This window comes from Nitrosospira sp. Nsp13 (genome assembly GCF_900101945.1).
Lineage (GTDB): Bacteria > Pseudomonadota > Gammaproteobacteria > Burkholderiales > Nitrosomonadaceae > Nitrosospira > Nitrosospira multiformis_D.
The window spans coordinates 1-24,260 of the sequence record NZ_FMVD01000001.1; the positions used below are offsets into that span (position 1 = coordinate 1).

Annotated in this window: 16 protein-coding genes; 6 read left to right on the forward strand and 10 right to left on the reverse strand. The window is 53.2% G+C overall.

What is annotated here, in order from left to right:
* Nucleotides 1-212 precede the first annotated feature (212 nt).
* From BLO43_RS00005 to BLO43_RS00035, 7 genes are all read right to left on the reverse strand, one after another.
* A complete protein-coding gene (locus BLO43_RS00005) occupies nt 213-854 on the reverse strand; it encodes a PEP-CTERM sorting domain-containing protein (protein ID WP_090904880.1) in 642 nt (213 codons plus the stop codon).
* A gap of 1,021 nt (nt 855-1,875) precedes the next feature.
* Nucleotides 1,876-2,247 (reverse strand): hypothetical protein, encoded by a 372-nt coding sequence (locus BLO43_RS00010; RefSeq protein ID WP_090904882.1) that lies wholly within the window; start codon nt 2,245-2,247, stop codon nt 1,876-1,878.
* Nucleotides 2,248-2,523: 276 nt separating this feature from the next.
* Entirely contained in the window at nt 2,524-3,312 is a 789-nt protein-coding gene (locus BLO43_RS00015) for an SDR family NAD(P)-dependent oxidoreductase (protein ID WP_090904884.1), read from the reverse strand.
* A gap of 129 nt (nt 3,313-3,441) precedes the next feature.
* Entirely contained in the window at nt 3,442-3,879 is a 438-nt protein-coding gene (locus BLO43_RS00020; RefSeq protein WP_090904887.1) for a GFA family protein, read from the reverse strand.
* A gap of 203 nt (nt 3,880-4,082) precedes the next feature.
* Nucleotides 4,083-4,718: a MarC family protein gene (locus BLO43_RS00025; RefSeq protein ID WP_090904889.1), complete on the reverse strand. Its 636-nt coding sequence runs from the start codon at nt 4,716-4,718 to the stop codon at nt 4,083-4,085.
* Between the two features lie 136 nt (nt 4,719-4,854).
* Complete coding sequence (locus BLO43_RS00030; RefSeq protein ID WP_254773239.1) at nt 4,855-5,220, reverse strand: hypothetical protein; 366 nt, start codon at nt 5,218-5,220, stop codon at nt 4,855-4,857.
* Nucleotides 5,221-5,276: 56 nt separating this feature from the next.
* On the reverse strand, nt 5,277-6,218 hold the full coding sequence (locus BLO43_RS00035; RefSeq protein ID WP_090904894.1) for a zinc dependent phospholipase C family protein: 942 nt from the start codon (nt 6,216-6,218) through the stop codon (nt 5,277-5,279).
* Nucleotides 6,219-6,585: 367 nt separating this feature from the next.
* Between BLO43_RS00035 and BLO43_RS00040 the strand changes: the two genes are divergently transcribed.
* On the forward strand, nt 6,586-8,415 hold the full coding sequence (locus BLO43_RS00040) for an ABC transporter ATP-binding protein (RefSeq protein ID WP_090904896.1): 1,830 nt from the start codon (nt 6,586-6,588) through the stop codon (nt 8,413-8,415).
* 58 nt (nt 8,416-8,473) lie between these two features.
* On the opposite strand, the gene BLO43_RS00045 is transcribed toward BLO43_RS00040, so the two are convergent.
* The 3 genes from BLO43_RS00045 to BLO43_RS00055 all read right to left on the reverse strand — a co-directional run bounded on the left by BLO43_RS00045 (nt 8,474) and on the right by BLO43_RS00055 (nt 12,283).
* The gene (locus tag BLO43_RS00045; RefSeq protein ID WP_074631909.1) at nt 8,474-9,418 is read right to left on the reverse strand and encodes a CysB family HTH-type transcriptional regulator; all 945 of its coding nucleotides are present in this window, start codon (nt 9,416-9,418) and stop codon (nt 8,474-8,476) included.
* Nucleotides 9,419-9,549: 131 nt separating this feature from the next.
* On the reverse strand, nt 9,550-11,295 hold the full coding sequence (locus BLO43_RS00050) for a family 2A encapsulin nanocompartment cargo protein cysteine desulfurase (protein WP_254773305.1): 1,746 nt from the start codon (nt 11,293-11,295) through the stop codon (nt 9,550-9,552).
* Nucleotides 11,296-11,365: 70 nt separating this feature from the next.
* Complete coding sequence (locus BLO43_RS00055; protein ID WP_090904898.1) at nt 11,366-12,283, reverse strand: family 2A encapsulin nanocompartment shell protein; 918 nt, start codon at nt 12,281-12,283, stop codon at nt 11,366-11,368.
* 1,181 nt (nt 12,284-13,464) lie between these two features.
* Between BLO43_RS00055 and BLO43_RS00060 the strand changes: the two genes are divergently transcribed.
* From BLO43_RS00060 to BLO43_RS00080, 5 genes are all read left to right on the forward strand, one after another.
* Nucleotides 13,465-20,100, forward strand: a complete 6,636-nt coding sequence (locus tag BLO43_RS00060) for a HAMP domain-containing protein (protein WP_090904900.1) — start codon at nt 13,465-13,467, stop codon at nt 20,098-20,100.
* Between the two features lie 42 nt (nt 20,101-20,142).
* Nucleotides 20,143-20,403: a hypothetical protein gene (locus BLO43_RS00065; protein ID WP_090904902.1), complete on the forward strand. Its 261-nt coding sequence runs from the start codon at nt 20,143-20,145 to the stop codon at nt 20,401-20,403.
* Nucleotides 20,404-20,543: 140 nt separating this feature from the next.
* Nucleotides 20,544-21,356, forward strand: a complete 813-nt coding sequence (locus BLO43_RS00070) for a CheR family methyltransferase (RefSeq protein ID WP_090904904.1) — start codon at nt 20,544-20,546, stop codon at nt 21,354-21,356.
* A complete protein-coding gene (locus BLO43_RS00075) occupies nt 21,353-21,928 on the forward strand; it encodes a chemotaxis protein CheB (protein ID WP_090904906.1) in 576 nt (191 codons plus the stop codon). Before BLO43_RS00070 ends, BLO43_RS00075 begins: the two co-directional genes overlap by 4 nt.
* Complete coding sequence (locus tag BLO43_RS00080) at nt 21,925-24,123, forward strand: two-component system response regulator (RefSeq protein WP_090904908.1); 2,199 nt, start codon at nt 21,925-21,927, stop codon at nt 24,121-24,123. The genes BLO43_RS00075 and BLO43_RS00080 overlap by 4 nt, the downstream gene beginning before the upstream one ends.
* Nucleotides 24,124-24,260 lie beyond the last annotated feature (137 nt).

Here is a 24,260-nt window from a genome sequence, read left to right on the forward strand (position 1 = left end):
GAGGGGCTCTTGTGCCGTGCCAAGCAATTGACCCGCATCGCCCACTTCCTGCCAGTTAACCGCATGTGCCGGGTTGACAAGCAGCGATAATGTTAACAGGGATGCTGTGACGCCCGCTTTCTTGAAGAAGTTGCTATTAAGTTTTGAGGCCATTAAATTACCCTCCATAGGTATCGAAATTTACTTGAACAGTTTTAAAAAGAAGAATTAAACTACCCTTTGTTCGTGCGGCGACGCACGATACACCCCATCAAACCCAGGCCCGCCAACAGCATGGCCCATTCGCCAGGTTCCGGCACCGCACTGACCGCAAAGTCCATTTTGTATCCCACGACAGCGTGCGTTTCCGATAAGAACATCGTGTAGTCGCCAGCACCTAGCGGCGCAGTCAGGCCCGTACCATCAAACTCAGGGCCAGCAGCGAAGCTGGCCAGGAGGTTGCCGCTATCCATGATCAGCGCATTACTGAGATTGGAGCCGACCGTGGCAAATCCGGTACCAATCTCCAGACCGCCCTGAATCCCGAAATAGGAGCCACCCCCAGAATCTCCACTAATAGTGGTATACGTCAAATTAATCGCCGTAAGCTGATGACCAATGGGAATCCTAAAACTGAACACGTCCGTGTCTCTGACAGGCGCAGTTGAGTTTCCAAAAGTGCCATTGATGGTATTGATGGTGTCCGACATTAATCCCGCGAATGTGCCCGGACTGATGCCGGCCGATGCCAGGTTGGCATTCGCGAAATCACCCCTTTCTGCTTCGTCGTAGGTTGTGGTGGCAGCTCCCGCCATTGCTGGCAGCAACAAAGCCAATCCACAGACGGCATGGACGACAAGCCGATTGCTGCGCATTGTTTCTCCTGTATTGATTAAAGGACCCTGTCACGCAGCCACCATAAGACACGGCGATTGGCGGCTATGTGGCGACTGTTATTTCCACAACTACTTCCATAACTATTTCCAGCTATTCCATTTGCGGATAGCTGGTAATGATGCGGGTGCTACTTCAGGAGGCTGGCTCACCCAGAACGGGCTAGCTGGCAGAAGAATTACCTACTTCCAGCTATTCCATTTGCAAATAGCTGGTAATGATGCAGGTGCTACTTTTAGGCGGCTGGCTCGCCCGGATGGGCTAGCTGGCGGGGGATGCTCTGCATGGCGACGAGTACATGGGATTGTCTGATCAGATTTGGATGATTGCCGACGCACCCAACAGGATAAGTCACAAAGTCCTCGACCCTAATGTATGACGAATTGGAATAGGTGATATAACAATAATAAATATGGGAAGGCGACAGATACCCCGTATCTATTGGCAAAGAGGCCAATACCATAATTATCCACAAACTCAATTCAGTAATTGGCGTCCAATTAAATTTGTAAGCTGTTGAGTTTATTGCCCTGTTTAAGCGAAGGCCTTAAAGACAATCACAAGCGTGTTTTAACGGTTGTAATCGGGAGGAAGGACTTTAATTACGGTTCAGGCGTCCCAAGCGTAACAACTTGGCGCGACTATGCCGGCCAGAGCATCCTGTAACCGCGATGAATCAGATCTGGAGCATGGTTTTGTGGCGAATGCGCTGTTCGATGGCGGGCGCCTGGCTGCATTAACCGTGTGGACAACTATGTGCTCGCGAGTCTGGCTATAGAGGCGGGTCAGAGCCTGAAAGGAGACGATGTCGAATACGCTCAACCGCATTGCGATCCAGCGGGGCTTACCCGCCATCATCAAGGTGGAAAATGACAGTGAATTCAGCCCGAAATTTCTATCTTAAACCGCTGCTGATTCTGGGGTCACAACCTCCAAACAGGCCTCTGATTTTTTCAGACTTGCCTCTGGATGACCCAAATGGTCAAACAGATGGTGAAAGGGCTACGCGATTTTGCATGGAATAACAGCATCTTCGTCGTAGGAGTAGACCGCGCATAATCGATGGTATCCATCCGCAACGATCGTTTTTCCGTTGACTGAGTCTCTTATCAGAAGGAGGGGCGATAACTGTTCTCCCAATTTTATTTTCTGTTGATCCTGTTCAACATGGGCGTTGCTTACCCCGAGCAATGATAAATTGGACGCCCTGAAAATATCTTTTGCCTTGAACTTCAATATTGGCGCGCGCTTCAATTTATCCGCATGAGTGGTGGCCGTCAGTTCATCATAGAGCAGGGACAGGTACGATAGCGCTGCTTGATAGTCGTGCGCTTCCGGTTCGCTCAACCACTTGATTTCGACCTTCTTCGACATTCTAGCTCACCTTTGCATTTATTGAATCGAAAGCCATCAGCATCCTTAGCATGCTACCGTCATTCTAATTGCTACTCTATATCGGTGGATATTAATATAGAAACGTGATTGCCAACTAACCCCAATATCTCATAAATTGACGCACGTCGTCGCTGGTGTTTTGCGTATGGAAATTTTCTTCAGTCGGCCAGATGAATAGCTACGTCATCTTTCACAAAATTTTCCTATAAACAGAATCCTAGGTAATCATCAAGCGAATTTATGAAACATTCCGGACTAAAAAGCGGTTTTTATCAGGCCACCTTCGGCACGGATAGATGAACCATTGATTATCGAGGCGCGCTCGCTGACAACAAAAGTTACCACATCCGCAATTTCAGAAGGGTCGATAAGACGTGCGATCAAAGAGCTCGGGCGATTGTTTGACATAAATTTTTTCTCTGCTGCCTCCAGGGAAATATCCGGATATATATCACTAATGAATTTTTTCACTCCCTCTGTGCGAGTGGGACCTGGCAGAACCGAATTAACAGTCACTTTGGTACCTTTGGTCAGTTCCGCAAGTGAACGGGAAATACCAAGCTGCATCGTTTTTGTTGCGCTGTAATGCGTCATTTCGGGAGCAGGATTCATACCTGATTCGCTTGAGATAAATACTATTCTTCCATAGTTTTTGCTCAACATATGCTTAAGGTAATGGCGAGCCAGACGCACACCGCTCATGATATTGACCTCGAATACCTTTTGCCAGTCCTCATCGGTTTCGTTGAAGAAATCTATCGCTTCATAAATACCCAGGTTATTGATGAGAATATCCACGTGCGAAAGTGCGCTGATGGTTTGTTCACAACCAACCGCTGTTCCGTTGTCGGCAACCAATGGGATCAACTTTGCGCCCGGATGCCTGTTCAGGATATTTGAAATTGCTTCGTCAACGCTACGTCGGCTCCTGCCGTTGACAATAACTTCCGCGCCTTCAACAGCCAGCGATCGCGCAATTTCTAGCCCGATACCCCCCGATGAAGCGGTAACCAAGGCTGATTTATTCCTTAATTCGAGATCCATTGACTCACTTTTTTGTAATAACTGCCAATTAGAGGCGTCCCAATACGTGGCTCAGGCTGGTCATCAGCGCAGCGAGCAACTAGCCGGTTGGCACCTTGCTGGGCGGTGAAGTTTGAAGAGTCTGCCATATTATTCCGCCACGCTGACACCTGAGCCACCCATTTCTTTCGGGACGTCCTTCATCTTCGGTAATCCGTCCTTGATGCGCAGTACTGTCTCCTGATAGTGCACGTGAACACCGGCGTGATAGGGGAAATCCGGAATAACTGCCGCATATACATCCGTGAGTCCCAAGCTTGGATGCTCGGTGAAGATGTGACCGCCGCACGTTTTGCACCATTTGCGATAACTGTGCGGCGTCTTGTTGTAAGTGCCGATATTTTCTGCTCCCAGCGTGATCTGCACTGCTTCGGGTTTCCACAAAGTGAAGGCGTTAACAGGCCCTGCCGACCAGTGTCGGCACGACTCGCAATGGCAATAACCCATTCCATCCGGCTCACCGCTGACCGTGAACTGAACCGCACCGCAAAAACAGCTGCCTTTGTAAGCCTTTCTGTCGCTCGTCATAATGCATCCTCCATAGTGACCGGGCGACGAGGATAGCTCAGGATCAGATTCGTTTGATCCTTGCTCATCGCCGATGAATGACTCTTTTTAGCATTTAGTTGCCCATCATCACGGATTGAGGTTAACCGTTGCTATCGGGAAATGCGAGCTTTCGTTCTCGACGTTTGCGGTTTCTCAATCTTTATCCAAAACGAATTCTGACACTAGGCTGGAGTAAGCACGGGAAACAATCCACGTAACCCGGTGGCCATCATCTCTATAGCCATCGCCGCAAGAATGAATCCTCCTATGCGCTGTACAACATCCAAAGTAGACTGCCGAATTTTCTTCTCTCCCTGACATGCTATATAAAAGGTTATCCAGCACGCAATACCCAAGATGAGGATAGGCACCACGACATGGATCAGATCCGCAGAGGTCTGCCACGCGCTGTTTCCCATGACATAGCTGAATGCTGCCGGCCCCGCCAGCAGCGGCACCGCCAGGGGAACAATTGCCGCTTCCCGAACCCCGTGTTCGTTAGTGACAGAGGGCGATCCCTTGAAGGTTGATTCCTTCCCAAGAACCATTGCTATTGCCAGCAGCAAGACAATAACCCCTCCGCCCACCTGCATGGCTCCGAGCGATACACCAAGCAATCCCAGAATGGGCATGCCGAGAAATGTTGCCGTCAGCAATGCTACCGTGACGCTCAACCCAATGGTCCTGGCAAAACGGCTCTTGCTGTGCAAATCAAGACCCTCCGTGACGGCGAGAAAAACCGGGATCATGGAAACAGGTCCCACCAGCACGAAAAGCGTGACGGCTTTCTTGATGGTTAGCGCTAAAATTGAAAGCATTGTCTAGCCGGAATATGTCAAATATTGCGCACCATACCGCCACGGAGTGGATGGTTTGTCTTACTTAAGGCAGGCGCTCAATCAGTGTTCAGCGAGCACGTAGGCAACGATCCTAGGAGCGAGATTGCGAGTGTATTCAATCTTTCCCACAAACTGTTTTCGTATCAAGTGAGAATTCGCACGGCTCCGGTTTTCCCATCCAGCGATTGCGGTCCATCGGGCCGCTACATCCGGCATCTTCCAGTAACGCGTGCGTGCCGGCTGCATTGCACACGAGCACGACCGAGTGGCGTTCGTTGCGTAGTACCCTGACCTTATAGCCCTTGAAATTCTCCAGCAGGATTGGGTCATGCCGGGTTGCCAGCGTCAGCAGTTCGCTTTCGCCAAGTTCCGGCGGTGGACTCTTGTAACGTACCGTTGATTCCACTGCCGCCGCCAATTTGGTCAGCGCGGAGGCCTTGATATACATTTCCTCGCTATCAACATGTCTCTGGCTGGACATGCAACTTACCAGGAAGGAAAGTATAAATACCACAGTAACGGTATTTTTAATCATAATCAGGTCTTGCCTTCTTTGTCTCTCCAGTAGACATAGCCGCCGCTATCATCTCTACCCGTATCCAGATTCCAGTTAACGGCCGACGTCTGGTAGGTATCATCGTTTTTAAAGACGGCATTGGCAATGTGCGACCAGGCGACAAGAACGTTTTCCATCGCCCGATCGAATATCTGGTCGTAATTCATCGCACCGAGGGGCGTTGCCAGATCCTTCAGATATTGCTTGTCGAGATCGGCAATAGCCGGATAGGTCAGGCCGATGTTGGCGGCAACATGGCGGGCAAAGGGTGGAAGCACATTGCCTTCTTCCGCTTTATCGACAATAAACTTGAATGAGCTATGCCAGTTATTGATGATGGGAGGATTGGTTTGATATGGGCCCGAATAGCAGGTCTTAAGCATGCTCTGCCAGGTGCTTACAATTATCGGGTCGAGCTTTCCGCTGCCAGGTGTATCGCAACAACCCCAGATTCCTGAATCCAGGTGCTCGGCCAAGCCTATTTCACCAATGTTCAATCGCTGAAAAATGTAGGCATCCTGATGCATTTCACAGATTCTGTGCTTTCCCTTGTTCGTCTGGTATTCGCCTACCTTCAGCTCAACAACAGGGTGAATAGTCACGTCGGTTACCACATGGCTGGTGTATCCGAGTAGCCAGGAGAACGCTTTTTGCCGTGATGCGTTATTCAGTTTCCTGATCAGGTCAATTCCCGTTTTGACCATGTCGCCGGTTTTCTGGTAGTGCATTCGATCCGCCCAGTGACAGGCATCGGGATGGACGATATCCAAATAAGGATAGTCTGGGCTGACCGCGCCAAGTTCGCAAAAGCGGAAGTAATCCAGTACCGAAACGATTGCCTCGGACGTGAAGCCGTGACTTTCAAGCTTGGCCGGTTCCCTGATCAGATTGACCAGGGTAAGGTGTGCATAGGCGCCAGGCATTATAGTTCCATTGTTTTATACATTGACTGGCTGTTTCTCAGTTGCTGGCTGTCTGGCCTGCGCAGTTCACTTGTCGTCCTTGTATCTTGCGTGCTTTTGCGCAAGAATGTCTTGCGCCGCTCCCATGCCATGCTCAGGATTCAAACGAAAGTTGATGTATTGTCTGGGCAGTATCGACTGTCTTCGTAGATCCTTTCCGATACTTTTAACTGTCAAGCGTCCCAAACTCTTCAGCATTACTCTTTTACCTAGCACATCAAACAGCGCGTTCAGGGGAATATTGCACTAAAACCATCTGAATTACCATGGGTGGCGTGGCAGTGCGACCAAACATCTCGTTCAGCATTTTTAATGATCAAGGCTTCAAATGTTCAATTATTTTGAGAAAGTGATTTATCCCTATCCTGATACCACGGACAAGATTCCACCAAAGGGTTTTTTGGCATTCATATGGGAGGCCACCCATGGTGTACGGCGGTATCTCGTCGCGATGACTCTGCTTACCGCGAGCATAGGTGCGTTTGAGGCATTGTTATTTGCCATCCTGGGAAAAGTTGTTGATTGGCTAGGCCAGATACCGCCTGCTCTTTTATGGCAGCAGGAGCGGTATACGCTGCTGCTGTTTGCCGGGATACTGGTGGCCAGTCCGGGATTGGTGGGATTGCAAAATCTCGTCAAGCACCAGGTGCTGGGAGGAAACTTCCCGATGCGGCTGCGCTGGAATTTTCACCAGCTGATGCTCAATCAAAGCATGAATTTTTATCAGGATGAGTTTGCTGGCCGCGTAGCAGCCAAAGTCATGCAAACCGCGCTTGCGCTGCGCGATGTCTGTTTTATTCTGGGAGACATACTCGTTTATGTGACGATTTATTTTCTGACGCTGGTTGCCGTGGTGGGGAATTTCAATGTCTGGATGTTAATACCTTTTATGGGGTGGTTGATCCTCTATGTTTTTGTATTACGGTTTTTTGTGCCGAGAATGAGCCGGGTTTCTCAATTGCAGGCCGACGCGCGCGCGCTCATGACGGGCCGCATCAGTGACGCCTACACCAACATTGCCACCGTCAAGCTCTTCTCTCATGCCGGCAGGGAAGCGGGTTACGCAAGATCGGCCATGCAGGAGTTTCTGAAAACGGTGCATGGCCAGATGCGGTTGATCACCGGTTTTGAAACGGTGAATCAGGTTATGGGAGCGAGTCTTATCATCAGCGCGGTGGGAGTCGCTTTATGGTTGTGGACAGAGGGTCAGGTCGGTGTCGGCGCTGTTGCTGTTGTCGGCGCAATGACACTAAGACTGAATGGCATGTCTCATTGGGTCATGTGGGAAATGGCTTCGCTGCTGGAACAGGTTGGCACAGTGCGAGACGGCATCAACACGCTATCACGTGCGCATCTGGTAACCGATCATCCGGATGCAGCACCTCTACAGATTAACAATGCGGATATCCGATTCGAGGATGTAGTTTTTAACTATGGAGGAATTACGCCGGTCATCGATCACTTTTCATTACGTATCCGGCCCGGTGAGAAAATCGGGTTGGTTGGGCGTTCGGGTGCGGGTAAATCCACGCTCGTCAATCTGCTGCTCAGATTTTATGACGTTGAGCAGGGGCGCATACTGATCGATGAACAGGATATCAAACACGTTACCCAGCTCAGTTTGCGCGCCAATATCGGCATGGTCACCCAGGACACCTCGCTCATGCATCGCTCGGTGCGGGATAATCTTTTATATGGCCGACCGGATGCCACCGATGCGGATATGATCACCGCCGCGAAACGCGCCGAAGCCCATGAATTCATCACGGGTCTGACCGATCCAGCGGGACGTAAAGGCTACGATGCCCATGTCGGTGAACGCGGTATAAAGCTCTCGGGGGGGCAGCGCCAGCGGATCGCAATAGCCCGTGTCATGCTGAAAGATGCGCCAATACTTTTGCTGGATGAAGCCACCAGCGCACTGGACTCCGAAGTGGAGTCGGCAATTCAGTCAAGCTTATATCGATTAATGCAAGGCAAGACCGTGATAGCCATCGCGCACCGGCTATCTACCATTGCGGCGATGGATCGTCTGATCGTGATCGATAGGGGACGTATTGTGGAGGAAGGAACCCATCAAAGCCTCATCACGTCGAGCGGTTTGTATGCGCGCCTGTGGAGTCACCAAAGCGGTGGGTTCCTGGGGGACGATGTGTAGGGCCACGCCCTAGTCTACCCGATCAAATGCCGTATCTGTCCTGCGTCCAGGAGTGAGGTCAGTCGTCGAGTTCCACGTCCACCTCGGGTTTGACGCCCGAGCGGATCGCTGCCTCAGTCAGCGACGGCAGGCAAAGCTCGATGAAGCGATAGGCGTACCCACGCATATAATGGCCACGCCTGACAGAGATATTCGTGGTATTTCTCTGGAACAGGTGTGAACTGTCGAGCAGGTGAAGCCGAGTATCACGTCCCGGATCGAATGCCATTGAGGCAACGATACCCACCCCCAGTTCGAGTTCGACGTAGGTCTTGATGACGTCGGCGTCCAGCGCCGACATCGCGATATCAAGTACGATCCCCATCTTTGCGAAGGCCTCATCGATTCCTGACCGTCCGGTAAAACCTTCGTGATAAGTAATGACCGGAAATTCGGCAATCGCCTCGAGCGTTAGCGGGTAAACCGATTCCAGTGGATGACCGGGCGGCACAATGACTGCGTGATGCCAGGAGTAATAGGGAAAAGACGCCAGCTCCACAACACTTTCCAGGGCTTCGGTAGCGATGCCGATATCCGCGACACCATCGAGCAGCATCGATACGATCTCATCCGGGCTGGACTGATGCAAAATGAGGTGGACGTTGGGAAATGCTTTCTTGAATTGTGTCACCACGGAGGGTAATGCATACCGCGCTTGTGTATGCGTGGTCGCGATAGTCAGGCGTCCTTGATCCTTATTGCTGAATTGTTCCGCCAAACGCTTGACGTTTTTTGCGTCAAGCAGAATGCGTTCGACAATTTCCACCAGTTCCTTGCCGGGGTCGGTCAATCCGAGCAACCGCTTGCCCTTGCGCACGAACAGTTCGATGCCTAGTTCATCCTCCAGATCTTTTATGTGCTTGCTGACACCCGACTGCGACGTAAACAAGGCATTTGCCGCTTCGGTGAGGTTGTAGTTCTGCCGCACCGTTTCGTGGATGATACGTAACTGCTGAAAGTTCATGGGGCCTATCAACTCATATTATCTGGGATTATTTTTATGCTTGGGCGCTCAAATGCACAAATAAAGGAAGCCTGCCCCCCAAGCTATTTGATGCGGGCAGGCTTTAGTCACCTTGCTGAATACCCGCCTATTTAATAATTATAGCGGCCACCTTGCAGACGGTGTAGTGCAGCGACCAGCGTATCGACATCCGCATAGGTATTATACAGCGCCAGTGACGGACGTACCGTGCTTTCATAGCCAAAACGCCGCAGGATAGGCTGCGCGCAGTGATGACCGGCGCGCACCGCAATGCCTTCCCGGTTCAGGGCTCCGCCGACCTCTTCGGTGGCAAATCCCTTCAGCGCAAACGACAATACCCCAGCCTTGTCCGGCGCGGTGCCGATAAGCCGCAGACCCGGGACGGTATTGAGACCCCGTGTTGCATAGGCCATCAGGTCGTGCTCGTAGCGGCTTATGTTGTCGATGCCAACGCGCTCCACATAGTCGATCGCGGCGCCCAGTCCCACCGCATCGGCGATATTGCCCGTACCAGCTTCAAAACGGGCGGGTGCGGCATTGTATGCCGTCTTCTCAAAGGTGACATCCTGGATCATATTGCCGCCGCCTTGCCAGGGAGGGGAGGTATTGAGCAACTCCAGTTTGCCGAACAGGGCGCCGATGCCTGTGGGACCGAATACCTTATGTCCCGAGAAAACAAACCAGTCGCAATCGAGTTGCTGCACATCCACCCGCATGTGCGAGACTGACTGCGCGCCATCTACCAGCACGCGAGCACCCACGCGGTGCGCCATTTCAATCATCTCCCTCGCCGGTGTTATGGTACCCAGCGCATTGGAAACCTGCGAGAACGATACCAGCTTGGTGCGTGAGCCGAGGAGTTTCTGATATTCATCGAGCAATATCTGCCCATCGTCATCTACCGGTGCCACGCGCAGTCTCGCACCTTTTTCGTTGCACAACTGCTGCCATGGCACGATATTGGCATGGTGTTCCAGCCAGGTGATGATAACTTCGTCCCCTTCGTTGACATTTTGCCGGCCCCAACTCTGCGCAACAAGATTGATCGCTTCGGTCGTGCCTCTGAGGAAAATGATTTCATCGGCGGACGGAGCATTGAGGAAGCGGCGCACCTTCTCGCGCGACTCCTCGTAAGCATCGGTGGCGCGTGCCGCCAGTTCATGCGCCGCGCGGTGGATATTAGAGTTTTCGTGCTGGTAGAAGTAGGTGAGACGGTCGATGACAGCTTGCGGTTTCTGCGTGGTGGCGGCATTGTCCAACCAGATCAATGGGCGGCCATGCACCAGTTCCTTCAGGATGGGAAAGTCGCGCCGCACGGCGTTGGCATCGAATGCGGGGTGCACCGATGCAATCGCCGGTATTTGCCCCGTGCGGGCACCGCCGCCAAATGGCACGGCCTCGTCAAGGAAGTAGAACGGCGGCGCGCCAGCTGAATGGATGGGCAAAGCGCCCATACCAGCGGATGAAGCGGCGCTTACACCGGGTACGCTGCCGGATGGCAAGAAAGCGGGCGGGGCATTCAGTTCCGGGGGAAGCGGCAGCGAAAATGCGGCAAACGTATCAGCGTAGGGGAGATCCGCGCCAAGCGCCGGAATCTTCAAGGCCTGGGCTGCTCCCGCCGAATAGGGAGCGGTATAGTAAGATCCCAGAGGTGCTGCCGAAGGCATTACGGATTTCGGGTCTGGCATGGTTGCTGTGGAACCTGGGGTTCCGTAAGGAACCCCAGGAGAGTATCCGGCAGGAATTCCGGCGCCCATTCCAGAAGAAACACCGGAAGGAATACTGGAAGAGACACTGGAAGGGTTTACGGAAACACGCTCCATGCCCGGCGGAGTGGAAAACATCTCATTCACCATGCGCGTAAGTTCCCCAATATCGGGAAGATAGCCGGGCGTACCGCCCAAAGTCTCACCCAGATCCGGTCGATTACTTGTACTCATGATATTTGCCCACCTCGACATTTTCAAGTATGCCGACCGCGTCTTCAGTCAATACCGCCAGCGAGCAATACAGAGAAATCAGGTAAGAAGCGATGGCTTGATGATTGATGCCCATGAAACGCACCGAGAGTCCCATGCCTTGTTCGCCCGCCAGACCCGGCTGGTACAATCCGACAACACCTTGACGACTTTCTCCAGTGCGTAGCAATAGGATGGAGGTCTTGCCCTTGACCACATCAATCTTATCGCAGGGAATGAGCGGGATTCCACGCCAGGTCAGAAATTGTGAACCAAACATGGTTACCGTTGGAGGCGGCACGCCACGGCGCGTACATTCGCGTCCAAATGCAGCGATTGCCTGCGGGTGTGCCAGAAAGAAACCAGGTTCTTTCCACACGCGTGCAATCAGGTCATCCAGATCATCCGGAGTGGGTGCACCCGACCGTGTTTTTATTCTCATGGAATCATTCACATTATTGAGCAGGCCATACTCCTTGTTATTCAGCAGCTCTCTTTCCTGGCGTTCCTTTACTATTTCAATGGTCAGGCGAACCTGTTCGTGAATCTGGTTGTGCGGACTGCTGTAGAGATCGGAAACGCGAGTATGTACATCCACTACGGTATTTACCGCGCTCAACACATACTCCCGTCCCCATTCTTCGTAATCCACGAAAGTTTCAGGCAGTTCGCGTTCGTCCTTGTTGGAGCAGTCCACTTCAATCTTATCGGGATCCTTTACCTTGTTTACACGGTAAATACCGGCCTCAACCGGCACCCAGTGCAGCACGTGAACAAGCCAACGTGGGGTAATAAGCCGCAGTTGGGGAACGGTTTTAGTGGCATTGGCAAGCGTGCGTGCCGCCACGTCTCCCAGTGCTGTGTGTCCTTGATGGATGTCCGCCATTTCAATCTCCTTGGTTAAGTGTGTGAGTGATATTGATGCGCGAATGAAGCATTACTACCTATTATATATAGCAGATTATTATTAGGTTATATTAAATTATTATATAAATCTTCTTATTTTGAGTTTTTTGTGCGGAAATTCATTGAAATTTGCAGTCTCCCTGCCATGAAAGCGGGATTCGATGTATCCGGCGGCGGAATGAGATTAGGTTTTTATAGGTTTGGGGGTCTCCAAGAAAAAAAGGGCGCTGGCCAATGGCCAGCGCCGCGAATTACAACAAAGGAGAAGATAACCACAGCGTAAAGTTATCAGCTACCTCTTTTACAAGGAACCAATAACATTTCATTTACTTATCTCTTTTATGGATAAGGAGCGCTTGTAATTAACCGCCATGGAGCGGGAAATGGGGATCAAGTGTGGATGGTAAGAAGAAGTGCGCAATGCACTTAGAATCTCTATGAGGAGAACTTGAGGGAGATAACTAAATCATCCGGATTGGAAATTCAGCCTGATCCTTAACCCTCCTGTATCACTTGTCGGGGTGTGATAGCAAGGCCCATCTCCACTCCCAGAAAGAAAGATACCAGCGTATACAGAGCAGGATGATGTCACTTTCGAAGAGGTGGTCTCCAAAGGCAATCGCAAGTGGGAAAAAATCCAGTGCCGAGCGCCGGTACCTTACGGTAATGCAACAGAATCCCACTCTCACCCGCTAAAGCCCATTCATTACCGATCGGGCCGAAGGAAATTTACAGCGAATTTTGGATTTGATTCGATTGCCTCGGATTACTTTATGAAAATGGGGATTTCTTCCTATCGGTTCGTACCCTGTAACATTTTACAGCTATTTGTAAATGTCATCACATGATGTAATTGCACCGCCCCCGTTTTATTAGATGGGCTTACCCTTAAAGTCATAGCGAGCTTATATGAGCTTGCGCACTGCATGGTGTTTCATGACATCAAAAATGCATTAAAAATGGCAACACAGATGATTTGTCAGGCCTTCCATCATCCGTTCACTGACTTCATTAACAGGCACGAGTTCGAACGGTACCCGCGCAGACAAGCAAACACGACGGTAACAGGGCACATTGCTGTTATCGCTTAGTTAAAGATTGTAAAACTTGTGGACGCATAGCCGCTAACGGGACACTTAAGCAATCAACATAGGAGGAATCATGGTTTCACTGCGGCAAGCCTCACCAGACGATCTCGATATGAAACAACTCATTGCCGTCCTAAATGCGTACCGTAAGGGCAATTTTACCGTGCGTATGCCGAGTGATCTGGTGGGGCTGCCGGGAAAGGTCGCGGATACCCTCAATGATATTATTGATATGGCGCAAGAGACTACCGCCGAATTCGAGCGTGTGGCACAACTTGCCGGCAAGCAGGGCAAGGTTGGTGAGCGTATTGAACTGCCGGCAATGAAGGGATCCTGGGCAAGACTGGTGGAATCCAGCAATGCTCTGGCTAATGACTTGGTTAGTCCCATGAATGAGATGATCCGCATCGTGGGTGCGGTGGCCGAGGGCGATCTGTCACGGAGCGTGTCGATGGAGATCGATGGTCTCAAGCTGCAAGGACAGTTCCTCAAATCGGCGCAGATCGTGAATACCATGGTGGCGCGACTGGGTACTTTTTCTTCGGAAGTGACGCGGGTGGCGCGTGAAGTCGGTACCGACGGCATTCTCGGAGGCCAAGCCGAGGTAGCCGACGTGTCTGGTACCTGGAAGGACCTTACAGATTCGGTCAACGGCATGGCCGCCAATCTTACCACTCAAGTGAGGAATATCGCCGACGTGACCACCGCTGTGGCCAAGGGCGACCTCTCGAAACAGATTACGGTCGAGGCCAAGGGCGAAATCCTGGAACTCAAGAATACCGTCAATACCATGGTTGACCAGCTCTCCACTTTTGCCGCGGAGGTCACGCGCGTGGCGCGTGAGGTCGGGACCGAGGGTAAGCTGGGCGGTCAAGCCGAGGTGGCAGGCGTCTCTGGTACTTGGAAGGATCTGACTGAGAGCGTCAACGGTATGGCTTTCAACCTGACGACGCAGGTGCGAAACATCGCCTACGTCACCACCGCAGTGGCCAGTGGTGATCTGACCAAAACAATTACCGCTGCGGCTAAGGGTGAAATCCTGCAACTCAAGGAAACCATCAATATCATGGTCGACCAGCTCTCCGGGTTTGCTTCCGAGGTGACGCGAGTAGCCCGCGAAGTGGGCTCAGAAGGCAAGCTGGGCGGCCAAGCTGAGGTGGCTGGCATTGGCGGCACCTGGAAGGATCTTACCGACAGTGTGAATGGAATGGCCTCCAATCTCACCTCGCAGGTGCGCAATATTGCCGATGTGACCACCGCGGTGGCGAAGGGCGATCTCAGCAAGAAAATCACGGTGGATGCCAGAGGCGAAATCCTGGAACTGAAAGCCACCATCAATACCATGGTGGATCAGCTTTCCAGCTTCGCTTCGGAAGTCACCCGAGTGGCGCGCGAGGTGGGCACGGAAGGGATATTGGGGGGTCAGGGTCAGGTCGAAGGTGTTTCCGGCACCTGGAAGGATTTGACCGACTCGGTCAATATGATGGCGGCCAATCTCACCACACAGGTGCGCAATATTGCTGATGTGACGACGGCGGTGGCCAATGGCGACCTCGGCAAGAAGATTACCGCCGAGGCCAAGGGCGAAATCCTGCAGCTCAAGGAAACTATCAACATCATGGTGGATCAACTCTCCAGTTTCGCCTCGGAGGTGACACGGGTGGCGCGGGAGGTAGGTACCGAGGGCAAGCTGGGCGGCCAGGCTGAAGTGGCGGGCGTGTCTGGCACCTGGAGAGATCTCACCGAGAGCGTGAACTGGATGGCCTCCAATCTCACTTCGCAGGTACGCAACATTGCGCAGGTGACGACGGCGGTGGCTAAGGGCGATCTCGGCAAGAAGATTACGGTGGACGCCAAGGGCGAAATCCTGGAATTGAAAGCCACCATCAATACCATGGTGGACCAGCTCTCCAGCTTTGCCTCGGAGGTGACGCGGGTAGCGCGCGAGGTGGGTACGGAAGGGATACTGGGTGGTCAGGGTCAGGTTGAGGGCGTTTCCGGCACCTGGAAGGACTTGACCGACTCGGTCAACATGATGGCGGCCAACCTGACCACACAGGTGCGCAATATTGCCGAGGTGACGACGGCGGTGGCCAATGGCGACCTCGGCAAGAAGATTACCGCCGAGGCCAAGGGCGAAATCCTGCAACTTAAGGAAACCATCAATATCATGGTCGATCAGCTCTCGACCTTTGCCGACGAGGTAACGCGAGTGGCGCGCGAGGTGGGTACCGAGGGCAAGCTGGGTGGGCAGGCTGAAGTGGTAGGGATCGGCGGGACATGGAAGGATCTCACCGACAGCGTGAATGGCATGGCTTCCAACCTCACCTCGCAGGTGCGCAATATTGCTGATGTGACCACCGCGGTGGCTAAGGGCGATCTCAGCAAGAAGATCACGGTGGATGCCCGGGGTGAAATCCTGGAACTCAAGGCGACTATCAATATCATGGTCGATCAGCTCTCGACCTTTGCCGACGAAGTGACGCGAGTGGCGCGCGAAGTCGGTATGGACGGCAAGCTCGGCGGCCAAGCCTATGTCACGGGGGTGGCGGGCACCTGGAAGGATTTGACCGAATCGGTCAACATGATGGCAGCCAACCTGACCACACAGGTGCGCAATATCGCCGATGTGACGACGGCGGTAGCCAATGGCGACCTCGGCAAGAAGATTACCGCCGAGGCCAAGGGCGAAATCCTGCAGCTCAAGGAAACCATCAACATCATGGTGGATCAACTTTCCAGCTTCGCCTCGGAGGTGACACGGGTGGCACGCGAGGTAGGCACCGAGGGCAAGCTGGGCGGGCAGGCTACAGTACGCGGCGTTTCCGGCACCTGGAAGGATCTCACCGAGTCGGTAAATGGCATGGCTTCCAATCTCACCGGCCAGGTACGCAATATTGCCGACGTGACTATAGCGGTAGCCAATGGTGACCTTAGCAAGAAGATCACAGTGGATGTGCGCGGCGAGTTCATGCAATTGAAGGAGACCATCAATACCATGGTGGATCAACTTCGTTCCTTTGCTTCGGAAGTTACCAGAGTGGCGCGCGAAGTCGGCATGGACGGTAAGCTTGGCGGACAAGCCTATGTCACGGGGGTGGCTGGCACCTGGAAGGATCTTACCGAATCGGTGAACATGATGGCTTCCAACCTCACCTCGCAGGTACGCAACATCGCACAGGTAACTACGGCGGTAGCCAATGGTGATCTGGGCAAGAAAATCACGGTGGATGTGAAGGGCGAGATCCTCGACCTGAAAAACACCGTGAATACGATGGTGGATCAGCTCAACAGCTTCGCGGCGGAAGTTACACGAGTAGCGCGTGAAGTGGGCACCGATGGCAAGCTGGGGGGCCAGGCTACGGTGCGCGGTGTCTCCGGGACCTGGAAGGATCTTACCGACAATGTCAACTTCATGGCCTCCAACCTTACCAGCCAGGTACGTGGTATCGCCAAGGTGGTGACGGCGGTGGCCAATGGCGACCTGAAGAAGAAACTAACGGTAGAAGCCAAGGGCGAGATCGCGGAGCTGGCCGATACCATCAACAACATGACCGACACGCTCGCGCTGTTCGCCGACCAAGTCACCTCGGTGGCACGTGAGGTGGGGGTCGAGGGGAGGCTTGGCGGCCAGGCCAACGTGCCTGGTGCGGCGGGCACCTGGAAGGATCTCACCGACAATGTGAATGGACTGGCGGCCAACCTCACCAATCAGGTGCGCGCCATCGCCGACGTCGCTACTGCGGTAACCAAAGGCGACCTCACGCGCAGCATCACGGTCGAGGCAAAGGGGGAAGTGGCGGATCTCAAGGATAATGTCAACGAGATGATCCGTAATTTGCGCGAGACCACGCGGCAGAACTCTGAGCAGGACTGGCTTAAGACCAATCTCGCCAAGTTCACGCGGCTGCTGCAGGGTCAGCGCGACCTCACCGCTGTATCTAAAATGGTGCTTTCCGAGCTTGCCCCGCTCATCAACGGTCAGCATGGGGTGTTCTATGTGCTGGACGAGACGGTGCCGGAAAATCCGCATCTCAAGCTCCTGTCTACCTACGCTTTTAAGGAACGCAAACATCTTTCCAATGAATGGAAGCTTGGCGAGGGCATCGTCGGCCAGTGCGCCTTTGAGAAGCAGCGTATCCTGCTGACCAATGTGCCGCCCGACTATATCGAGATCACTTCGGGACTAGGCGAGGCCAAGCCGCAGAGTATTGTTGTGCTGCCAGTCATCTTCGAGCACAAGGTGAAAGCAGTGATCGAGATTGCCTCGTTCACTCAATTCAGCGCCATTCACCAAAATTTCCTTGACCAGTTGAGCGAATCCATTGGCATCGTGCTCAATACCATCGAAGCCAATATGCGCACCGAAGAATTGCTCAAGCAATCGCAATCCTTGGCCGGTGAACTGGGCAGCCAGCAGGAAGAGTTGCGCCAGACCAACGAGGAATTGGAAGAAAAGGCGAATCTGCTGGAAGAGCAGAAGCTTGAGGTCGAACGCAAGAACCGTGAGGTAGAGACCGCCAAAATGCTGATGGAGGAGAAGGCCGAGCAGCTCGCTCTCACTTCCAAGTATAAATCGGAATTCCTCTCCAACATGTCGCATGAACTACGCACGCCATTGAATAGCCTGCTTATTCTGGCACAGCAGCTTGCCGATAATCCGCAGCACAATCTCGACAAAAAACAGGTCGAATATGCGAAGACCATCCAGGGTTCGGGAAAGGATCTGCTGACGCTGATCAACGAGATTCTCGATCTGTCCAAGATCGAGTCCGGTACGGTTACATTGGATTTGACGGACGTACTGTTCAATCAGGTGCGCGATCAGGTCGAACGCACTTTCCGCCATGTCGCCAACAACCGCAATCTTGACTTTGCCGTCGAGTTGGCGTCGGACCTGCCTGTGAGCATCTATACTGATGAAAATCGTTTGCAGCAGGTACTGAAGAATCTGCTGTCCAACTCGTTCAAGTTCACTGAGAGGGGTACCGTCATAATGCGCATCGCGCCGGTGGATTCCGGCTGGAGCGTTGGCCATCCGGTGCTCGATCATGCCGAACAGGTGATTGGTTTCTACATCACTGACACCGGCATCGGCGTGCCGGCGGCCAAGCAGAAGATCATCTTCGAGGCATTTCAGCAGGCCGATGCGGGCACGGCACGCAAATATGGGGGTACGGGGCTGGGGCTATCCATCTCACGCGAGATTGCACGGCTGCTGGGTGGTGAGCTTCAGTTGGCTTTCAGTGAGCATGGCAAGGGCAGCACGTTCGTGATATATCTGCCGCTGCATACGCCCGAGCTTGGGCAAAGCAGCCGTGGCACGTCCGGTGGCAACGCCGGGAACTTTGCTGCTGAAGCGCCATCCCTAACCAGCGAGGCAGGTGAGGCTGAATCGGCTCCATCCACGCGTGCGTCCCGATCATCAATACCGGCGGCTGGGAAGGTGCCACCCGTTCGCCCTTTTGAGGAGTCAGCGGCCAAGAAGCCGGCACTTTTCCAAGTTGCGGATGACCGGGCAAGTATCCAACCCGGTGAACGCACGCTGCTCATCATCGAGGATGACGCGAGATTCGCCGATATCCTGCTTCAGGCGGCGCGCGAAAAGGGTTTCAAGGGAGTAGTCGCTACATTGGGCAGCGACGGATATGAACTGGCTGAAAAACTCAAACCTACCGCCATTACTTTGGATCTGCACCTGACCGACATGGACGGCTGGGTCTTGCTCGAAAAGCTCAAACGCAATGCAGGTACACGCCATATTCCGGTCGAGATTATTTCCGTGGATGACAACCGTTCGCGTGGCCTCCGGTACGGCGCTTACGAATACCTGGTAAAGCCGGCCACGCTGGAAGCGGTGCAGAAGGCGCTGACTGACTTGCGCAAGTTCGCCGAACTTGGCATAGGAGATCTGCTCGTCGCCGATGGCAACGAAGCGCAACGAAAGAACATCATCGCACTCATCGGGAACGGTGACGTGCGTATCAAGGCGGTGGCGACCGGCAAGGAGGCGCTGTCGGCGCTGAAGAAGAAGCGCTACGACTGCATGGTGCTCGACCTCAACTTACCCGACATGGCGGTGGGCGAACTGATCGAGGTGATCCAGGGCAATGCGCTGACCCGCGAAGTGCCGGTGATTGTGTATGGTGCGAAAGAGCCACAGAAGAAGGAACAGGAGCATCTCAAATCCCTGGCGCTCAAGGGTATCGTGAAGGAAGTGCGCTCACCCGAGCGCCTGCTGGATGAGACCGCACTGTTCCTGCACCGCGTGGTAGCCAAATTGCCGGAGAATAGGCGCAAGATGCTGGAGAAGCTTTACGCTGCCAGCGACAGTCTGACTGGCAAGAAAGTACTGGTGGTGGATGACGACGTTCGCAATATTTTCGCCCTTACCGCCGCGCTGGAGCACAACAAGCTAGAAGTGTTCTCCGCTGAAAACGGCAAGAGTGCCATCGAGTTGTTGAAGAAGAACCCCGAGGTAAATATCGTGCTGATGGACATCATGATGCCGGAAATGGATGGCTTTGAGACCATGCGCCAGATCCGCAGAATAAAACAATTCGAATCCTTGCCCATGATTGCACTCACTGCCAAGGCGATGAAGGGTGATCGTGAAAAATGCATAGAAGCCGGCGCTTCTGACTACGTATCCAAACCAGTGGATGTGGATCAACTGCTGTCACTGATGCGGGTGTGGCTCTACAGATAAATCGACTTTTCCCTATAAGCGAGTGTAAATAAGGAAGCCAATATGACGAATCCCTGTTCCGCATTCGTGCGTGAGGCGATATACGAGATCGTCAATACCCAGTTTCAAGAGAACTCGCCGCCGCAAGTCAGGCGAACCGCCGAGCGCCTGATCGCATCAGGCTATACCGATGAAGAAGCGTTCACCTTGGTGGGTTGTGCCCTGTCGCACGAAATGTTCGAGGTGCTCGGTTCGGAACAGGACTTCGATGAGGCGCGCTATATTGCAAGCCTGGAGCGCCTGCCCGCCTTGCTGTGGGATTGATGCCATGAGGCTAACCAACAGACTCAAGATTTCGGACGCTGAGCGTGACCAGTTCATCGAGAAAACCGTTGAGGCGGTCATTTTCGCGCCGAGCAGAAATAATGACAAATGCCAACAAAAAAAACTAGCAACACGAGGCCATGGAAGCCATTGAACTGCCACTACTTCTCGAAGCCATGGTCCAGCGCTACGGCTACGATTTTCGTGACTACTCCATGGCCTCGTTGAAACGGCGCGTTCATCTAGCCATGCAGCGGGAGCAGGGAATACATACTATTTCCGCCTATCAGGATCGCATCCTGCACGATCCGGAAGCCATGATGCGTTTTCTCGATGTGGTATCGGTGGACGTTACCGCCATGTTCCGCGATCCGGCTTTCTACAGGGCATTTCGTGACAAAGTGGTACTGGCATGGCGGGGACTTCCTCTCCTTCGGATCTGGCATGCCGGTTGCGCAACGGGCGAGGAAGTTTACTCCATGGCCATCGTGCTGCATGAGGAGGGGTTGCTGGACAAAGCCAGGCTCTACGCTACGGACATTAACCATCGCCTGCTGGAGCAGGGCAAAGGGAGAATTTTTGCCATCAAACAGATGAAGGATTACACCGACAACTATCAGAAAGCCGGTGGCAAGTTGGTCTTCTCTGATTACTACACCGCCAGACATGATGAGGTGATCTTGCGTGCCTTTCTGGGCAAGAATATCGTCTGGGCGGAGCATAACCTGGTCTCGGACAGCTCTTTCAACGAGTTCCATGTGGTGTTGTGCCGCAACGTAATGATTTATTTCAATCGCAAGCTGCAAGACAGGGTGCATCGGTTAATCTACGACAGCCTGCCGGTGGGTGGGGTGCTTGGTTTGGGGCATGGCGAATCACTGCAACTTACACCTTATGAGAACTGTTACGAGGTGGTAGACCGGGCAGCAAAACTATTTCGTAAAATACGATGAAATATGAGCTCGTCGTGATTGGCGCATCGCTTGGCGGACTCAATTCCCTCCGGGGGGTGTTATCTGCGCTGCCTGGCACATTCCGCCTGCCGGTGGCAATCGTGCAGCATCGCAGTTCTGATGCCGACGATACGTTGCAATTCCTGCTGCAGAAAGAATCTGCCCGCCCGGTGCGGGAAGTGGAGGATAAAGAAGCCATTGTGCCGGGAAAGATTTACCTGGCACCTGGCGGCTACCACCTCTTGGTTGAGGAAGATCATTTTGCGCTTTCCACGGAAGCATCGGTGAACCATGCGCAGCCATCAATAGATTTGTTGTTCAAAACTGCAGCGGAGCACTTCGGGTCTCGCGTCGTCGGCGTGGTGCTCACCGGCACCGGTACGGACGGCGCACTGGGCTTGGCGGAAATCGAATGCGGCGGCGGAGTGGCGTTGATCGAATCACGGCAGACGGCATTCGCTCAAGAGATGCCGGCGGCAGCCATTGAAGCAACGTTGCACGCAACCGAACTCAAACTGGAAGAAATCGGGCCATATCTGGTCAAGCTGGATCGGGAGCAGGAGGCGGGATGATGGAGTTGCCCAAAATCGAAATACCGGCGCTGCACAATGGCCGCGCGCCACAGCATATCGAGATGCCGACAGGCAATCTCGCGTGCGTACTGATCGTGGACGACAATCCGGCCAAGCTGACTTCACTGGCCTCGGTCGTCTCGGGCATGGCGTTGGAGGTAGTGACGGCCACCTCGGGGCGCGAGGCGCTGCGTCAATTGCTCAAGCTGGATTTCGCTCTGATCCTGCTGGATGTTTACATGCCGACGATGGATGGCTATGAGACGGCTCAAATCATCCACAGCCGGCCGCGTTCGGCGCACACGCCTATCATCTTCATCACCGCCGAGGCGGTGACTGATGAAGATCGCTTTAAAGGCTACGCCGTCGGCGGGGCGGATTGGATTCTCTCGCCCATTATGCCCGAAATCTTGAAGGCCAAGATCAAGGTATTCGTGGATCTGTTCTATCTCAATCGCGTCGTACAGCATCAAACGGAGGAGCTGAAGAAACTAAATAATGAGCTAGAGCAGAGAGTTATCGAGCGCACTGCGAAACTTGCACTATTCGCACGCATCTTTGACAGTGTCACTGAAGGGATCACTGTCACGGGTGCTGATAGAAGTATCTTGTACGTCAATCCGGCTTTCACCGCAATTACCGGCTACGCTGCAGAAGAGGTAACCGGCACGCACGTGTTGACGCCTCGTTTCATGGATGAGGCATCCTACAGCGACATTTGGCACAACATCAAAGAGGCCGGTCATTGGCAGGGTGAGATGATAGATCAGCGCAAGGATGGCAAGAATTACACTGAATGGCTGAGCATCAGCACGATGAAGAACGCATGTGGTGAGATTAGCCACTATATCGCAGTATTTTCTGATATCAGCGAGCGCAAGGCGGTAGAGGAGCAAGTAGCCTTTATGGCGCAACACGACTTTCTTACCGGCTTGCCTAACCGGTTGCTGCTACAGGACCGTCTGACGCAGGCGATTGCTCATGCCGAACGCAAACAAGGCAAGCTGGCAGTGATATTTCTTGATCTTGATCATTTTAAAACCATTAACGATTCACTAGGTCACCCAGTTGGTGACAAGCTCTTGCAGGAGGTCGCCGATCGCATCAAGGGCGCGGTGCGCACTAGTGATACAGTGAGCCGGCCGGGTGGTGACGAGTTCATCATCATGCTGCAGGAACCAGAAACAACCGACGCTATCGCCATGGTTGCGGTCAAACTGCTGACAGGCATTGCCAGCCCCTACCTCATAGATGGCAGCGAAATCCAGGTAACCACCAGCATCGGCATCAGTGTGTTTCCCGAGGATGGGCGCGACAGTGATTCCCTGATCAAGCATGCTGACAATGCGATGTATCAGGCCAAGGGAAGCGGTCGCAACAATTACCAGTTTTTTACTCAGGAGATGAATCGCCGTACGCTCGAACGCATATCGCTCAGGACCAAATTGAGCCATGCGTTGGAGTGCCGAGAGCTCTCGCTTCATTACCAGCCGCAGGTGGATTTGCAGAGCGGTCGCATCATCGGTGCCGAGGCACTACTGCGCTGGAATCAGTCCATGTTGGGGATGGTCTCGCCGGCGCAATTCATCCCCATCGCGGAAGAGAACGGCATGATCATTCCGATTGGTGAATGGGTGCTGCGCGAGGCATGCCGCCAGAACCAGGAATGGCGTAAACTGGGGCTACCAGAAATTACCATGGCGGCCAATTTGTCGGCGGTGCAGTTCCGCCAGAAAAATTTCGGCAAAATGATCATGGTCATCGTGCATGAGAGTGGCTTGGCTCCATCCGCCTTCGAACTGGAGATTACTGAGAGTGTTGTCATGCATGATGCTGGGGCGGCAATCGCGCTGCTGCAACAGCTTAAAACATTTGGGCTGAAACTGTCAGTGGATGATTTTGGTACCGGCTATTCCAGCCTGAGCTATCTCAAGAAATTTCCGATCGACAAACTCAAGATCGACCAGTCATTCGTGCGTAATATGATGATAGATCCAGACGATGCGGTGATTGCCAGCACCATCATCAGCATGGCGCAGAGCCTCAGGCTGAAAGTCATCGCCGAAGGAGTGGAAACACCGGAGCAGCTGGCTTTTCTGAAGCAGCAGGGCTGCGATGAGATGCAAGGCTACTACTTCAGCAAGCCCCTGACCGCAGAAAAATTCGCATGCCTGCTGTCCGGGTCGACGAAATAAAAAGTTAACCGATAACCGCTGCACATATCCGTTTCATTCGTTCCCGCACATTTTCCAGGAATGCGGGGTTGCCATCGCATATGACATATAGCATGTGGAACATTCATGAGTGGCGGAGTTAATTTTGACAATCACGA

Coding starts and splice junctions, on each gene's coding strand:
- BLO43_RS00005 (WP_090904880.1), bottom strand. CDS start 854: ATGCGCAGCAATCGGCTTGTCGTCCATGCCGTCTGTGGATTGGCTTTG.
- BLO43_RS00010 (WP_090904882.1), bottom strand. CDS start 2,247: ATGTCGAAGAAGGTCGAAATCAAGTGGTTGAGCGAACCGGAAGCGCAC.
- BLO43_RS00015 (WP_090904884.1), bottom strand. CDS start 3,312: ATGGATCTCGAATTAAGGAATAAATCAGCCTTGGTTACCGCTTCATCG.
- BLO43_RS00020 (WP_090904887.1), bottom strand. CDS start 3,879: ATGACGAGCGACAGAAAGGCTTACAAAGGCAGCTGTTTTTGCGGTGCG.
- BLO43_RS00025 (WP_090904889.1), bottom strand. CDS start 4,718: ATGCTTTCAATTTTAGCGCTAACCATCAAGAAAGCCGTCACGCTTTTC.
- BLO43_RS00030 (WP_254773239.1), bottom strand. CDS start 5,220: ATGTCCAGCCAGAGACATGTTGATAGCGAGGAAATGTATATCAAGGCC.
- BLO43_RS00035 (WP_090904894.1), bottom strand. CDS start 6,218: ATGCCTGGCGCCTATGCACACCTTACCCTGGTCAATCTGATCAGGGAA.
- BLO43_RS00040 (WP_090904896.1), top strand. CDS start 6,586: ATGTTCAATTATTTTGAGAAAGTGATTTATCCCTATCCTGATACCACG.
- BLO43_RS00045 (WP_074631909.1), bottom strand. CDS start 9,418: ATGAACTTTCAGCAGTTACGTATCATCCACGAAACGGTGCGGCAGAAC.
- BLO43_RS00050 (WP_254773305.1), bottom strand. CDS start 11,295: ATGGTGAATGAGATGTTTTCCACTCCGCCGGGCATGGAGCGTGTTTCC.
- BLO43_RS00055 (WP_090904898.1), bottom strand. CDS start 12,283: ATGGCGGACATCCATCAAGGACACACAGCACTGGGAGACGTGGCGGCA.
- BLO43_RS00060 (WP_090904900.1), top strand. CDS start 13,465: ATGGTTTCACTGCGGCAAGCCTCACCAGACGATCTCGATATGAAACAA.
- BLO43_RS00065 (WP_090904902.1), top strand. CDS start 20,143: ATGACGAATCCCTGTTCCGCATTCGTGCGTGAGGCGATATACGAGATC.
- BLO43_RS00070 (WP_090904904.1), top strand. CDS start 20,544: ATGGAAGCCATTGAACTGCCACTACTTCTCGAAGCCATGGTCCAGCGC.
- BLO43_RS00075 (WP_090904906.1), top strand. CDS start 21,353: ATGAAATATGAGCTCGTCGTGATTGGCGCATCGCTTGGCGGACTCAAT.
- BLO43_RS00080 (WP_090904908.1), top strand. CDS start 21,925: ATGATGGAGTTGCCCAAAATCGAAATACCGGCGCTGCACAATGGCCGC.